Annotated in this window: 14 protein-coding genes; 7 read left to right on the plus strand and 7 right to left on the minus strand. The window is 59.6% G+C overall.

All coding sequences use genetic code 11. The annotated features are described in order from the left end of the window. Positions 1 to 112: 112 nt before the first annotated feature. Complete coding sequence (gene ettA, locus JNB91_RS07530; RefSeq protein WP_220324890.1) at positions 113 to 1,762, minus strand: energy-dependent translational throttle protein EttA; 1,650 nt, start codon at positions 1,760 to 1,762, stop codon at positions 113 to 115. 90 nt (positions 1,763 to 1,852) lie between these two features. Here ettA and JNB91_RS07535 point away from each other — a divergent pair, with 90 nt between their 5' ends. The 5 genes from JNB91_RS07535 (at position 1,853) to JNB91_RS31105 (ending at position 6,874) form a co-directional block, all read left to right on the plus strand. After that, entirely contained in the window at positions 1,853 to 2,806 is a 954-nt protein-coding gene (locus JNB91_RS07535) for an alpha/beta hydrolase (RefSeq protein WP_220324891.1), read from the plus strand. A gap of 54 nt (positions 2,807 to 2,860) precedes the next feature. After that, complete coding sequence (locus JNB91_RS07540; protein WP_220324892.1) at positions 2,861 to 3,826, plus strand: DMT family transporter; 966 nt, start codon at positions 2,861 to 2,863, stop codon at positions 3,824 to 3,826. A gap of 2 nt (positions 3,827 to 3,828) precedes the next feature. Then, complete coding sequence (gene caiB, locus JNB91_RS07545) at positions 3,829 to 5,058, plus strand: succinate--glutarate CoA-transferase (RefSeq protein WP_220324893.1); 1,230 nt, start codon at positions 3,829 to 3,831, stop codon at positions 5,056 to 5,058. Continuing rightward, on the plus strand, positions 5,025 to 6,686 hold the full coding sequence (locus JNB91_RS07550) for a thiamine pyrophosphate-binding protein (protein WP_220324894.1): 1,662 nt from the start codon (positions 5,025 to 5,027) through the stop codon (positions 6,684 to 6,686). The genes caiB and JNB91_RS07550 overlap by 34 nt, the downstream gene beginning before the upstream one ends. Positions 6,687 to 6,751: 65 nt before the next feature. Then, positions 6,752 to 6,874 (plus strand): hypothetical protein, encoded by a 123-nt coding sequence (locus tag JNB91_RS31105; protein WP_262927995.1) that lies wholly within the window; start codon positions 6,752 to 6,754, stop codon positions 6,872 to 6,874. A gap of 93 nt (positions 6,875 to 6,967) precedes the next feature. On the opposite strand, the gene JNB91_RS07555 is transcribed toward JNB91_RS31105, so the two are convergent. The 4 genes from JNB91_RS07555 to JNB91_RS07570 all read right to left on the minus strand — a co-directional run bounded on the left by JNB91_RS07555 (position 6,968) and on the right by JNB91_RS07570 (position 9,009). Then, positions 6,968 to 7,327: a hypothetical protein gene (locus JNB91_RS07555; RefSeq protein ID WP_220324895.1), complete on the minus strand. Its 360-nt coding sequence runs from the start codon at positions 7,325 to 7,327 to the stop codon at positions 6,968 to 6,970. 16 nt (positions 7,328 to 7,343) lie between these two features. Then, positions 7,344 to 7,685: a RidA family protein gene (locus tag JNB91_RS07560; RefSeq protein WP_220324896.1), complete on the minus strand. Its 342-nt coding sequence runs from the start codon at positions 7,683 to 7,685 to the stop codon at positions 7,344 to 7,346. Positions 7,686 to 7,755: 70 nt separating this feature from the next. Beyond that, positions 7,756 to 8,094, minus strand: a complete 339-nt coding sequence (locus JNB91_RS07565; protein WP_220324897.1) for a protein tyrosine phosphatase family protein — start codon at positions 8,092 to 8,094, stop codon at positions 7,756 to 7,758. 75 nt (positions 8,095 to 8,169) lie between these two features. Continuing rightward, positions 8,170 to 9,009: a DUF4432 family protein gene (locus JNB91_RS07570; RefSeq protein WP_220324898.1), complete on the minus strand. Its 840-nt coding sequence runs from the start codon at positions 9,007 to 9,009 to the stop codon at positions 8,170 to 8,172. Between the two features lie 178 nt (positions 9,010 to 9,187). On the opposite strand from JNB91_RS07570, the gene JNB91_RS07575 reads away from it, so the two are divergent. Beyond that, on the plus strand, positions 9,188 to 10,594 hold the full coding sequence (locus JNB91_RS07575; RefSeq protein WP_346269287.1) for a L,D-transpeptidase: 1,407 nt from the start codon (positions 9,188 to 9,190) through the stop codon (positions 10,592 to 10,594). Between the two features lie 90 nt (positions 10,595 to 10,684). Here JNB91_RS07575 and JNB91_RS07580 read toward each other — a convergent pair whose 3' ends face one another. Together JNB91_RS07580 and JNB91_RS07585 are read right to left on the minus strand one after the other, a co-directional pair. Beyond that, a complete protein-coding gene (locus JNB91_RS07580; protein WP_220324900.1) occupies positions 10,685 to 11,401 on the minus strand; it encodes a ParA family protein in 717 nt (238 codons plus the stop codon). A 212-nt stretch (positions 11,402 to 11,613) separates the two neighbouring features. Next, on the minus strand, positions 11,614 to 13,113 hold the full coding sequence (locus tag JNB91_RS07585; protein ID WP_220324901.1) for an amino acid permease: 1,500 nt from the start codon (positions 13,111 to 13,113) through the stop codon (positions 11,614 to 11,616). A 520-nt stretch (positions 13,114 to 13,633) separates the two neighbouring features. Between JNB91_RS07585 and JNB91_RS07590 the strand changes: the two genes are divergently transcribed. Continuing rightward, a complete protein-coding gene (locus tag JNB91_RS07590) occupies positions 13,634 to 14,737 on the plus strand; it encodes an ABC transporter substrate-binding protein (RefSeq protein ID WP_220324902.1) in 1,104 nt (367 codons plus the stop codon). Positions 14,738 to 14,795 lie beyond the last annotated feature (58 nt).

Genomic DNA, 14,795 nt, shown 5'->3' on the forward strand with positions numbered 1-14,795 from the left:
ATAAAGATATCTTTATATCGAAAGAAGAGAGGATGCAAGCCGCACTTGCCATATACCAGAAAGGGCGGCAACGCGCCGCCCTTTCCTATAATTCCGGTTTATCAGAACGCGATCAGCGCGTCAGGCGCTTGTAGGCCTGGCTACCCGGGTTCAGCGCATCAGGGCCAAGGCGGCGAACCTTGTCCTGCTCATAGTCTTCGAAGTTGCCTTCGAACCACTCGACATGGCCGTCACCTTCGAAGGCGAGGATATGCGTCGCCAGACGGTCGAGGAACATGCGATCGTGGCTGATGATGATGGCGCAGCCGGCAAAGGCTTCCAGCGCGCTTTCGAGCGCACCGAGCGTTTCCGTATCGAGGTCGTTGGTCGGTTCGTCGAGGAGAAGAACGTTGCCGCCGGCCTTCAGCATCTTGGCAAGGTGAACGCGGTTGCGCTGACCACCCGAAAGATTGCCGACCTTCTGCTGCTGATCGCCGCCCTTGAAGTTGAAGGCGCCGCAATAGGCGCGGGAGTTCATGTCGAACTTGCCGAGCTTGATGACTTCGGCACCACCGGAAATTTCTTCCCAGACGGTCTTGTCGGCGGCCAGCGCATCGCGGCTCTGGTCGACATAACCGAGATGCACGGTATCACCGATGCGGATAGAACCTTCGTCCGGAGTTTCCTGGCCGGTAATCATCTTGAACAGCGTCGACTTGCCGGCGCCGTTCGGGCCGATAATGCCGACGATGCCGCCCGGCGGCAGCTTCAACGACAGGTCGTTGATCAGCGTGCGGCCGTCAAAGCCCTTCTTGATGCCTTCCAGCTCGATGACCACGTTGCCGAGGCGCTCGGAGACCGGGATGATGATCTGCGCATCGCTCGGACGGATGTTTTCAGCCGCATCGACCAGCTGTTCGTAGGACTTGATACGGGCCTTCGACTTGGCCTGACGGGCTTTCGGGCTGGATGCGATCCATTCCTGTTCGCGCGACAGCGCCTTCTGGCGGCCGGCCTCTTCACGGGCTTCCTGCTGCATGCGCTTGGCCTTGGCCTGCAGGTAGGCGGAATAGTTGCCCTCGTAGGGAATGCCGCGGCCACGGTCGAGTTCGAGAATCCAGCCGGTGACGTTGTCGAGGAAGTAGCGGTCGTGGGTAATCATCATCACGGCGCCCGGATAATCGCGCAGGTGCTTTTCAAGCCAGGCGATCGTTTCGGCGTCGAGGTGGTTGGTCGGTTCGTCGAGCAGCAGCAGGTCCGGCTGCGACAGAAGCAGTCGGCAGAGCGCGATACGGCGACGCTCACCACCCGACAGGTTGTCGACGGCTGCATCCTTCGGCGGGCAGCGCAGGGCTTCCATCGCCATTTCGACCTGCTGTTCGAGGTCCCAGAGGTTCTGGCTGTCGATGATATCCTGGAGCTTGGCGCCCTCGTCCGCCGTCTCGTCGGAATAGTTCATCATCAGTTCGTTGTAGCGGTCGAGAACGGCCTGCTTGTCGGCCACGCCTTCCATGACGTTTTCGAACGCGGTCTTTGCCGGATCGAGCTTCGGCTCCTGCTCCAGGTAACCGACGGTAGCACCTTCGGCGAGCCAGGCTTCACCGGTATATTCCTTGTCCTGACCGGCGATGATGCGCAGAACGGTCGACTTACCGGCGCCGTTCGGACCGAGGATACCGATCTTGGCATCCGGGTAGAAGGACAGGTTGACGTTCTCGAGGATCTTCTTGGCGCCATAGGACTTGTTCAGTCCCGACATGTGATAGATGAACTGACGTGCCATCGATAATTGAGCTCCGGGGGAAAGAGGTTTTGCCGCTATGTAGGCGAAGAAGCGCCTCGGGGCAATGCAAAGAGCGGGAGAGGTTTTGAAATGAGCTTGGATTTTGGGTCGGAAACGCGGACTTTCCCCAGCCCGACGGGTGCCACGATCGCCTACCGCCACCTCCCGGCCACAGAACCGGCACGAGGCATCGTGCTGATCTCCCATGGGCTGGCGGAACATTCCAGGCGTTACCGTCCCTTCGCCGAGGCGATGGCGCAGGCGGGTTTTCACGTCTACGCCTGGGATCACCGTGGCCATGGAGAAACGACGGCGCCGGATGCCCCGATCGGTCGATTCGCCCTGAAAGACGGCGTTCGCCTCGTCATCGACGACCTGATGGCGGTCCGAAAACTGGCGCTCACCGATCATCCCGGCCTGCCTGTCATCCTGTTCGGCCACTCTATGGGCGGCCTGATCGCCCTCAATGCCGCCGTCGATCACCCACTCGATTTTGCCGGTCTCGCGGTCTGGAACTCCAACTTCAATCCCGGCCTCGCCGGTCGCGCCGCGCAGTTCCTGCTCCTGGCCGAACGGGCCCTGAAGGGATCGGACACGCCGAGCGGCATGCTCCCTCGCCTCACCTTCGGTGCCTGGGGCGACAGCATCCCCGGCCACCGCACAGCCTTCGACTGGCTGAGCCATGATCCGGCGGAAGTCGATGCCTATGTCGCCGATCCGCTCTGCGGTTTCGATGCCAGCGTCTCGCTCTGGCTCGACCTTTTCGAGATGACATTTCGAGCCCCGAAACTCGCAGGTCGCCTGCCGAAGGATTTTCCGATCCATCTGCTGGGCGGCGGCGAGGACCCGGCAACCGATAAGGGCCGCGCCATTCTCTGGCTGTCCGGCCATCTGCGCAAGAATGGCCTAAACAATGTCATGACCCGTTTCTGGCCGAATGCCCGTCACGAAACGCTGAACGACACGATGCGTGCCGAAGCCACGGCAGAATTTTCCGATTGGGCCGCGCGCATCGCCCCGGCTAAAACGGCAGCGGCGGAATGAGTTCATGACTTTTCTTCATGTGCGCAGAATGTCGCAGCCCGCTATACCGAAACCATGAGTGCATCGCCCGCCATGACCCGCCCCGCAATACAGAACACCGGCATCACCACCGGCCTCGGCCTGATGATATTGGCCATGCTGATCGCACCATTGATCGACGTCTTTGCCAAGCTCGCGACGGCCAGTGCATCTCCAACCATGATCACGATGGTGCGTTTCGTCTTCCAGGGCCTCTGCATGCTGCCGCTTGTGATCTGGGTACGCTCATGGCGCTCATTCTCGTGGGAAATGAGCTTTTACCACGCGATCCGGGCCGCCATCATTACCATCTCCATGGTCTGTTTCGTGGCCACTCTGGCAGTCATGCCGGTTGCAGATGCCGTCGCCATTTATTTTGTCGAGCCCATCATCCTCACCGTTCTTTCGAGCATATTCCTCAAGGAAGTCATTGGCTGGCGCCGTTACACGGCCTGCGCTGTAGGCTTTATCGGTGCGATGATCGTTATCCGTCCGAGCTTTCAGGAAATCGGTTACGTCGCTCTTTTACCGGTAGTGACAGCCTTTTGTATCGCGATCTTCGCCATGATGACCCGCGCCCTCGCTCATCGTGAGGAGCCGTGGGCGATGCAGTTCCAGATGTCCCTCTGGGGCATCCCTATCTGCGCCATACTACTCGTTTTCGGAGAGGCTACGAATGTCGATTTTCTTGCGCCATCACTCCCTGACCTGACCACTTGGCTATGGATGGCCGCAGTCGGCGTCTTTGCCGCCGTCTCAGGCATCCTGAGTGTTTACGCCTACCGGGCAGCCCCCGCTTCCGTACTGGCCCCGATCCATTATCTGGAAATCGTCTCGGCCACACTCTTCGGCTGGCTGGTTTTCGGTGATTTCCCCGATCCGATCAAATGGATCGGCATCTCGATCATCATTGCATCCGGCCTCTACATCATCTGGCGCGAACGCCGCGTCGCCTCGATCAAGCCCGTCACAAAGAGCGAAACGACATCGGTAGCCCCCTGACCATGGATAGAGCTGACAAAAAGCCGCCGCTTGCCGGCATCCGCGTCCTCGAACTTGCCCGGGTTCTCGCCGGTCCATGGGCGGGCCAGATGCTGGCAGACATGGGTGCCGACGTCATCAAGGTGGAAAACCCCGATGGTGGAGACGACACCCGTGCCTGGGGACCGCCCTTCGTCGAAAGCGTCGACGGCGAAAACCTGTCGGCCGCCTATTATCACTCGACCAATCGCGGCAAGCGCTCCATCGCCGTAGATCTGAAAACGGAAGAAGGTCAGGCGATGGTCCGCCGCCTCGCCGCACAATCCGATATCCTGATCGAAAATTTCAAGCTCGGCGGCCTGAAGAAATACGGCCTCGACTACGAGAGCCTGAAGGCAGTCAATCCGAAACTCGTCTATTGCTCGATCACCGGTTTCGGTCAAAACGGCCCTTATGCCAGCCTCGCTGGTTACGACTACATCGTTCAGGGCATGTCTGGCTTCATGTCGATCACCGGAGAGCCTGACGGCCAGCCGATGAAGGCAGGCGTGGCGATCGCCGATATTTTTACCGGCATCTATGCCGTCACCGCCATTCAGGCCGCGCTGATCCATGTAATGAAGACGGGAGAGGGTCAGCTTGTCGATATGGCCCTTCTCGACGTCATGTCCTCGGTTCTCGCCAACCAGAACATGAACTACCTGATCTCCGGCATCTCGCCGGTCAAGCTCGGCAATGCCCACCCGAACATCTCGCCCTATGAAGTGATCCCCGTCCATGACGGCCACATCATTCTCGCGGTCGGGAATGACGGCCAGTTCCGCCGTTTCTGCCGCATTCTCGGCATCGAGCATGTGGCCGATGATGAGCGTTACGCGACCAACAAGGCCCGCGTCGCCCATCGCATCGAAGTCCGCAGCCTGCTTCTGGCCGAGACATCCAAATGGACCAAGGCCGACCTTCTCGCCGCCTGTGGCGAAAACGCGGTGCCTGTCGGCCCGATCAATTCGATCGGAGAAATGTTTGAAGACCCGCAGGTCAACGCGCGCGGCCTGCGCGTCGATCTTGAAGCGGCCGACGGCACGATCATTCCGGGCGTGAGGAGCCCGATCGTGCTGTCCGAGACACCTCTCAACTATCAACGTCCTAGCCCCAAAATTGGCGAGCATACGGATGAAATTCTGGCAGAACTGACTGTTATCGAGGAGGAGAGCAATCGATGGGAACCACCACCAGAACCGGCGGCCAGCTGATCGTCGACGCGCTGAAGGCAAACGGCGTCAAACAGGTTTCCTGCGTACCGGGCGAAAGCTACCTCGCAGTCCTTGATGCGCTCTATGAAAGCGGCATCGATGTCATGGTCTGCCGCCAGGAGGGTGGCGCGGCGATGATGGCCGATAGCTGGGGCAGGCTTTCGGGCGAACCCGGCATCTGCATGGTCACCCGCGGCCCCGGCGCCACCAACGCCTCTGCCGGCCTTCACGTCGCAAAGCAGGATTCGATCCCGATGATCCTCTTCGTCGGCCAGATCGGCCGCGACATGAAGGAGCGCGAGGCTTTTCAGGAAGTCGAATACCGGCGCGCCTTTACAGAATTCGCCAAATGGGTGGGTGAGATCGATGACGCCCGCCGCATCCCCGAATTCGTCACACGCGCCTTTTCCGTCGCCACGTCCGGTCGCCCCGGCCCCGTCGTGCTGACGCTGCCGGAAGACATGCTGGTCGAGGAAGTCGAGGCGCCGCAGGCTCGCCCCTACACCCGCGTCGAAAGCCATCCCGGAAAGCCGCAGATCGCGGAATTCGAAAAGCTGCTGAAGGAGTCGCAGCGCCCGATGGTCATTCTCGGCGGAACCCGCTGGACCGAGGAGGCGGTAGCAGAGTTCCAGCAATTCGCCAGCCGCTTCAAGCTGCCGATCGGCTGCTCCTTCCGCCGCCAGATGTTGTTCGACAACCTGAATCCGTCCTATGCGGGTGATGTCGGCATCGGCATCAATCCGGCGCTAGCCAAGGAGATCAAGGAAAGCGATCTCCTGATTCTCATCGGCAGCCGCATGTCGGAAATGCCGTCATCGAGTTATACGCTGATAGACATCCCCTATCCGCAACAAAAACTCGTCCATGTCTTCCCCGATCCGGAAGAACTCGGTCGCCTCTACCGCCCGGATCTCGCCATCTGCGCCGCACCGGCCGAATTCGTCGCTGCCCTCAAGGATCTAGAGCCGCCGGCCCTGCCTCTCTGGGCCGAGCGCAAGTCGGCCATGCATGACGCCTATCTGAAATGGTCGACGCCGCCCGAAAGCGGTCCCGGCAACGTCCACATGGGACCGATCATGGCCTGGATCGAGGAAAACACGCCAAAGGACGCGATCTTCACCAATGGTGCGGGCAATTACGCCACATGGCTGCACCGCTTCCACCGCTTCCAGCGATACAACACCCAGTCGGCCCCGACCTCCGGCTCGATGGGCTACGGCCTGCCCGCGGCGGTCGCCGCCAAGAAACTGTTCCCCGAACGCGAAGTCGTCTGCTTTGCCGGCGACGGCTGCTTCATGATGCATGGACAGGAGTTCATCACCGCCGTGCGCTACGATCTTCCGATCATCACGGTTCTGGTCAACAACGGCATCTACGGCACGATCCGCATGCACCAGGAGCGTGAATATCCCGGCCGCGTCAGCGGCACCGATCTCGTCAATCCGGATTTCGTCGCCTATGCCAAGGCGTTTGGCGGTCACGGTGAACTGGTGGAAAAGACCGAGGAATTCGGCCCCGCCTATTTGCGCGCCCGTGAAAGTGGCAAGCCCGCCATCATCGAAGTCAGGCTCGACCCGGAAGCCATCACACCAGCGAGAACCCTGACGCAGATCCGCGACAAGCTTTGATGCCTGGACGTGAGCATTCGCTCAAAAACTCAGGAACCAATCTAACGCCATGCCGTTGATGCGGCATGACAAATGAAACGAAACGCAAAGCACTGGGAGGCATGTCGACCTTCGTGGCCGTCATCTTCCTCATCGCAATCGCCCTTATGGCCTTTTATCTTTTCGGCATGACACCCGGCGAAGCCTGACCAACCGATACCCAAAAGGGGCTGGATCTTCCGGCCCCTTTTGATATTCGCTGCAATGTTAAGAACCGCATTCGACTGCGGATCGATCGAAAATCACAGACCAAGTTCACGCTTGAACACGGCAGCCAAACGAGTGCAAAACTCTACGGTTATCTGCTTGTCGGACAAAGCGTAGGCCCGCGTCGTGGTCCGCTGGATGGACTTGAAAGCTTTTTCCGTTTCCGCCTGCGGGTCAGCATAGCTACTGCGCGCATATTTCAGGAACAGCGCCTTGGAATCCCACACCATGGAAGGGCGTTTGTAGCGAATATCGCAGGCCCGTGCATAAACCATAGCCTGGGCTGCCACATCCAATTCCGAGCCCTTGGGCACGGAAGGCAGGGTTTGAGAATGCGCCACGGATGCCAGCAGGCTACCGGCGATGGAGATTGCAAGCAGGCGTGCTTTCAGCATCCGTGGCGCTCTCTTATCAGATTGCGGCGGTTACGATGAACTCGACCTTGTACTTCGGAGCAGCAAGAGCGGCTTCGCTCGTTGCACGTGCCGGCGGGTTGGCCGGGTCGATCCAGGCTTCCCAGACGGCATTCATCTCGCCGAAGGTGGACATGTCGGAGAGGTAGATGATCGTCTGCAGGATCTTCGACTTGTCGGAGCCGGCGGCGGCCAGCAGGCGATCGACTTCAGCCAGCGCGTCCTTGCACTGATCGGTAACGGTTTCGCCTTCACCAACCTGGCCGGCGAGATAAACGGTGTTGCCGTGTACGACTGCGCCGCTCATGCGGGCGCCGGGCTCGATGCGCTTGATGCTCATGGGAATGCTCCTGAATGCTGAGCTTTGGGAAAAGCACGGCACGAAAAACGCACCATGCGCGAAAAACTGGTTAGCCCTTGAAACGCTGGGCCTGCTCGTAGATCGCGGTCGAGCGGGCGCCCGAACGGCAGAAGCCGAGCATCGGCTTGTGGAACTCTTCCAGCACATCCGCCATCTCGGTCACGCCTTCGGGCGTCAGGCCCATGCGGCCGACCGGGATGTGGCGGATTTCAAGGCCAAGCTCCTTGGCTCGTGCTTCGATCTCGGCGAAATGCGGCTGGCCAGGTTCTTCCTCGTCGGGGCGATTGCAGACAAGAGACTTGAAGCCGAGCGCCTTGATCTCATCCAGTTCCTCGACTGTGATCTGACCGGAAACCGAATACTCGTCGTTGATCTGGCGGATATCCATGGCGCAACCTCCATTTTTTTGTGGCGCAAGCATTACGCGGTGGTTTGACAAGCGTCAACGGAAGATCGCCGCGTCTCAGGCGAAGGCAAAGCGAAGCGCATATTCCGCAGTTTCACCCGGCTGCAGCGACATCAGCTCGCCACTCTCCGCAAGCTCTTTCCGGCTAGCAAGACGATGCGAAACCGGCTCTATCCCGAGCACATGCGCCGGGTCCTTCTGGTTTCGCCACACTTGGAGATAGGGCAGACTGTCGGTCTTGAATCGTACCCTTAGCGTCGAGCCGCCAAGTGCCGCGATCGGACCGAGCGACACCTCTGCCCATTCTTCGCCCTCACGCTGTGCCGGCACGCAGAAAACGCTGCCCGGATCCGGCCCGAAACTCCACGGCACCTCTCCGCCCTCGATCATCTCACCCGACAGATGCACCGCATCGTCGAACAGCCATGCGCCGATATTCATGTGATACATATGCACCCGCGCCATCGGCTTATCGCCCGTATTGGTCACCCGGTCATGCAGGCACACTTCGCCGGTCTGGCTGTCAATCCGCCAATGGCGCTCCAGCAGCGCCTTACCACCATCGGCTGTCGTCACGGCCACCTCTGCGCGGCATTCAGCATCCTCGCCCTGCATATCCCAGAACGTAATCCTGGCAGGATGAGACGAGTAGGAGCCGTGCAACGAATATTTTCTGTCAGAGGCTTTGCCTTCGATCGCCTCCGGATGACGGATATGATCCGGCCCGCAGGTGAAGAGAAATCCTTCGAGCGAATGATCGATTCGCGGGTCCCCGTCATCGGGAATTGCCCGCCCCGGCGCGACATCGGTTCCATTCACGAAGCAGCTTCCGATATCCAGAACCGAGCTTTCATCCAGAAGAAGCCGCGGCCCCAGCGCCGCTGCAAAGCTTTTCATTGGCATTTCCTCCAAAATCTCACGACGCGTTTACCAAGGGTGAGCGGAATTTAATGATTCATTCATTGCAAACTGGGATTTTTCCATACAAGCGTCAAATTTAGCTTGTCAGTCAATGCACATAGCAAACGGGAACCAAGCACCCACATTCCCGATTACAGCAGTGTGCAACATTATAATCGGTGAGAACGTGAAGCGCTCTTTTCTTTTCGGCATCAGTCTTGCGGTTCTGGGAGCCTCGTTCGTTCCTGCGGCGGCGCAGTCACGTTACCAGCAATATTCCGACGGCCCCGTTCTCGTTGCACCGGATGGAGCGATCCTCGATTACAGGCCGGACGGGCGCGACGTCATCGTCAGCCGTGATGGTGCCGGACGCAGGGTCTATATCGATCATTACGGCAACATCGTCGCCACCGAAATGCGTCAAGGTGGCCAGCGGCAACGTTATGAAGAATATCCCGAAGCGCCGCGCGGTTATCGCAACCAGCGCCAGGTGGAAACCTACCCTTCACGCTACGACAACAGAGGCGGATATCAGGATTACCGCCAGTATCGCCCCGAAGAGCCGGGTTCGGTAACCGGCTCCATTGGCGGCTCCGTCACCCGCATGCCTCTCGACCGACAGGAACTTCCGGGCGTCGATCAGACCTATCCGGAAGAGGCCTCGCTCGAGCCGAACCCAAGCCTGCCGCCGGCAGACACCCTGCATCCGAACAAGCCGGTCATCACCGTCACCAAGAAGCCGCAGGCGGAAATCGCAGCCATTCAGGTTTTTCTTGACCGCGAAGGCATTTCACCCGGCGTCATCGACGGCCATCTCGGCGACAACGTCAACAAGGCGATCGCCGCCTGGCAGGAAATGACGGGTGAAACGCTCGATCCGAACAATTCCGAAGAAATCATGCAGCGACTCACCTATTCCGGCGGCATGCCGATCGTCGATTATACGATCACCGCATCGGACGCCGCCGGCCCCTATGTCGCCTCGATCCCGGACGACTACGCCCACAAGGCGGTGATGCCGGCCATGTCATTTACCTCGGTGACGGAAAAGCTGGCCGAGCAGTTCCATATGGATGAGGGCTACCTGAAGGCGCTCAATCCGAATGCCGACTTCTCCATCCCCGGCACGATCATCAAGGTCATCAATCCCGGCCAGCCGAAGACCGGCCAGGTAACGCGCATCATCGCCGACAAGGCCCGCAAGCAGGTCTTCGCCTATGGTGCCGACGGTAACCTGATCTCCGCCTATCCGGCAACAATCGGCTCGTCCGACACCCCCTCTCCATCGGGCAACCACACAGTCCAGCGCATCGCGCTCGACCCGGGCTATACCTACAATCCGAAGATCAACTTCACCCAGGGCAACAACACCCAGATCCTGCAGATCCCGCCGGGCCCGAACGGTCCTGTCGGCACGGTCTGGATTGCGCTCTCCAAGCCCACTTACGGCATCCACGGCACGCCGGAACCGTCAAAGATCGGCAAGACCAACAGCCACGGCTGTATCCGCCTGACCAACTGGGATGCGACAGAACTTGCCAAGATGGTGAAGCCCGGCACGACCGTCGAGTTTGTCGACTAAGACTACCCGGGATCAAACGGGATCCATACTCCCATAACGACAATGGCCGGCGAAAGCCGGCCATAAACATGTCTGGTCGAGAAACAGGTTTCAGGCAGAACTGCGACCAAGCCCGATGAGCCGTGCAGCCGCGCTGCGCGTCATCCTTGTCGGCATCAGGCGCAGAACCTCCGCCGCATAGGCGCGGACATTCTCCTTCGCCTTCTCGACATTGCTGACTTTCGCTGGGTCCATGCTGTAAAGCGTCCCGCCGGTCTCGAACAGTTCCCTGAACGCGGTTCGTTCGCCGATCGGCGTGGCAAGCACATTGACGCCCTTTGCGGCAAGCAGACCCTTGATGGCGAGCAGCGCCTTGGTCGTGACCATCGAGGTGACGCGCGTGAGTACGACGGAATGGGCGATATCCAGACGCCCCTTTTCCTTCATCACCGCCAAAAGATCGAGAATCTGCGCCGCTCCCTTGGCATCCATGGCCGAGCCCTGCACCGGGATGAAGACATGATCGGAAAGCCCGAGCGCCGTCGTCACCAGCGCATCGCGAGCGCCCGCGAGATCAATGATGAAATAGTCGGTGACGGAAGCCATCTCGCGCAGATGACAGTGAAGCGAGGCGATCGTCACTTCAGAGATAACCTCGATATTCCGCACCTTGCCGGATACTTCCTGCCACTGACTGATCCAGCGCTGCGGATCGGCGTCGATGATCGTGATGCGAAATCCCTGATGAGCAAGCTCGGTCGCCAGCAACAGTGCTGCGGTCGTCTTGCCCGCACCGCCCTTGGCATTGGCGAAAGATATGACTGGCATTTTCCATCCTTGGCGGGTGATGCGCCGCACCGGTCTTCACGAAGCAGCGCCCCGACGTGGGACGGCGCGAAACATCATTTACCAACCATCATTGACCGAAACTTGTCTCCCGACATGCGAAAGCAGGAATGAGCGCCACTGATGCATCACTGCATCAAAAAGGCGGCCATCCGATGGATAACCGCCTTCCGCTTTCTATCACACGAGGTTGATCAAGCGAGCGATGCAGCCTCTTTGTGTCCCATGGCGAACTCTTCCTCCGGCGACAGGATCAGCCTATGGCGTCCGACGATGGCGAAATAGGCGATGGCTACGGCAAACCAGACCACAACCCAGACCACGCCCTTGAAGAAGTTCGGATCCTGGATCTGGTAGAGCAACGTCACAACCGCGATGATGACGGTCAGTGCCGCACCGGGAATCCCGAGCGGCGAGCGGAATGGCCGTTCGATATTCGGCAGTTTCTTACGCAGGATGATGAAGGAGATCGCCTGCATGATGTAGGAGAACATCGCGCCGAATACCGCCATATTGAGCAGCACGACGCCGATCACCGCGCCGCCCTGTTCCGCACCGAGCGCAAACCAGATCACCAGCATGACGGAAAGGCCGATCGCCGCCCCCGTCATCATCGCCACATAGGGCGTTTTGTAGACGGGATGGGTGACGGACAGCGCGGTCGGGAAATAGCCGGCACGCGACAGCGAATAGATCTGCCGTCCCTGCGCATAGAGGATCGTGTGGAAGCTTGCGATCAGCCCCGTCAGCGCCACCAGCCCGAGAATAACCACCCCGCTGTCGCCATAGACGGCTTTGAACCCGTCGAGCAGCGGCTCCAGCGCCGAACCGAGATGGAAGGCGCCGACACCCGGCAGCGACGGATTGAGCAGCACGATCATGAAGGCCGAGATCATCAGCGTGATGATGCCGAGGATGATGCCCTTCGGCATGTCACGCTTCGGATCGACCGATTCTTCCGCTGCCAGCGGCAATTGCTCGATGGCGAGGAACAGCCAGACGGCAAAGGGCAGCGTTGCCAGAACACCGGAAATACCGAAGGGGAACCACTCGCCATTCCCCTCCGGCAATTCGATCGCCGCCCCGTCAGGCCCGACGCCGATATTGAGCGCCCAGCGGGAAAAATCCATGTTCGGGATCGCACTGATCCAGAAGAACACCAGCACCGCCAGCGAAACGAGCGTGATCACCAGCGTCACCTTGAACGACAGTTCCAGCCCGAACACGTTGAGCGACAGGAAGACCGCGTAGAAGAAGACCCACAGAAGCGGCGAATAGGCCGGATCGAGCCCGAGGATCGAGTTCACATAGGCCGTGATGAAGGTGACGATGACGGCAGGCGTCAGGACATATTCGACGTTTTCGCAAAGCCCGGTCAGGAACCCGCCCCAGGGGCCCATGGCCGTGCGGGCAAAGGAATAGGCGGCACCCGTATGCGGCAGCGCCGGACTCATTTCGGCAATCGAGAAGGTGAGGCCCAGATACATGACCGCGATGATCATGCCGGCCACCAGCATGCCGCCCCAGCCGCCGGTGGCAAAGCCGAAATTCCAGCCGGAAAAATGGCCGGAAATCACGGCACCGACCCCGAGCGCCCAAAGCGACCAGACGCCAGCGTAACGCGAAAGACCGCGCTTGTCGAAATAGGATGCGTCAGCCTTCTTGTAGCTGACGCCAGCAGATGAACTTTCCATTCCCCTTCTCCTGCTCGAAGCAAAGGCCCCGGCCCCAGCGGCCGGACAAGCCCATGAACCGGCCGGACCCGATCTTTCGGTGTCCGGTCCGCGCAGCTTTGACATCTCCCAGGAGGATCTTGTTGGTATGGCCCTTGAAGCCAAACCGTCTTTCAGATCAGTCGCGATCCCTCGGCTGATCCTTTGAAAGGATATTTGTCTCAGGTTTCCGGGCCACGATTGTTCTCGACGAGGGCCGGAAAGCATTAACGAAAGATTGACGACAGCATTCTTCACTTTCAGGTTGTCGTCAAATGGAACTTCTCACGTCATCTGTCCAAATTGCGTCCTGCGTGTTCCAACAACGACCTTTGCGACCGGTTATCCACAGCCGCAGCCCGGCCGATTTTGACGATCACGAAAAAAATGCTTTGAAAGCTGGGGCTTATGGCCCGATGATCAGATCCTCGCCTGTCACATACAGTTCACGATACGGCTCTACGAGTCGCCGCCGACACGAACAAACCTCAGGAGGACTTCCGTGCTCAAGAACGCTCATCGCCTGCTTTCGCTGACGACTGCCGCAGTCGTTGCATCCACAAGCTTCGCTTTTGCCGAGCCGAGCGCTGAACTGATCGCAGCTGCCAAGAAGGAAGGCTCGCTGACGACCATCGCCCTGCCCCACAGCTGGTGCGGTTACGGCGACATCATTGCCGGCTTCAAGGCGAAGTATGGCATCGAGGTCAACGAACTGAACCCGGACGCAAGCTCGGGCGACGAAATCGAAGCGATCAAGGCCAACAAGGGCAATACCGGCCCGCAGGCCCCTGACGTCATCGACGTCGGTCTCTCCTTCGGCCCGTCCTCCAAGGCCGAAGGCCTGATCCAGCCCTACAAGGTCTCTACCTGGGATTCGATCCCGGATGACGCCAAGGATGCCGAAGGCTACTGGTACGGCGATTATTACGGCGTCCTCTCCTTCGTCGTGAACACAGACATCGTCAAGGAACTGCCGAAGGACTGGAAGGACCTGACCAAGTCCGACTACGCCAACTCGGTCGCTCTCGCTGGTGACCCGCGCGGTTCCAACCAGGCCGTCCAGGCCGTTTACGCGGCAGGCCTCGCCGCCGGCGAAACCGATGCCACCAAGGCTGGTGAAGCCGGTCTGGCCCTCTTCTCGGAAATCAACAAGGCCGGCAACTTCGTGCCCGTCATCGGCAAGTCCGCTTCGCTGGCTCAGGGCTCGACCCCGATTGTCATCGCCTGGGACTATAACGGTCTTTCCTGGCGCGACACGCTGAAGGGCAATCCGCCGCTCGAAGTCGTCGTTCCGGAAACCGGCGTTGTTGCCGGCGTCTATGTCCAGGCGATCTCCGCCTTCGCTCCGCACCCGAATGCTGCAAAGCTGTGGATGGAATACATCTATTCCGACGAAGGCCAGCTCGGTTATCTGAAGGGCTATTGCCACCCGATCCGCTTCAACGATCTTGCCAAGAACAACAAGATCCCGAAGGAAATGCTCGACGCCCTGCCGCCGGCAGCCGCCTACGAGAAGGCCAAGTTCCCGACGCTCGACGAGCAGGACAAGGGCAAGACCGCCATCACCACCAAGTGGGATAGCGTCGTCGGCGCCAACGTCCAGTAAGACGAACCGACCTCTCCCCCACAGGCGGAGAGGTCTCAATATCCGGGAAAGGCCCCTC

Origin of the sequence: Aliirhizobium wenxiniae (genome assembly GCF_019511445.1) — a bacterium.
In the GTDB taxonomy this organism is placed as follows: Bacteria; Pseudomonadota; Alphaproteobacteria; order Rhizobiales; family Rhizobiaceae; genus Neorhizobium; species Neorhizobium wenxiniae_A.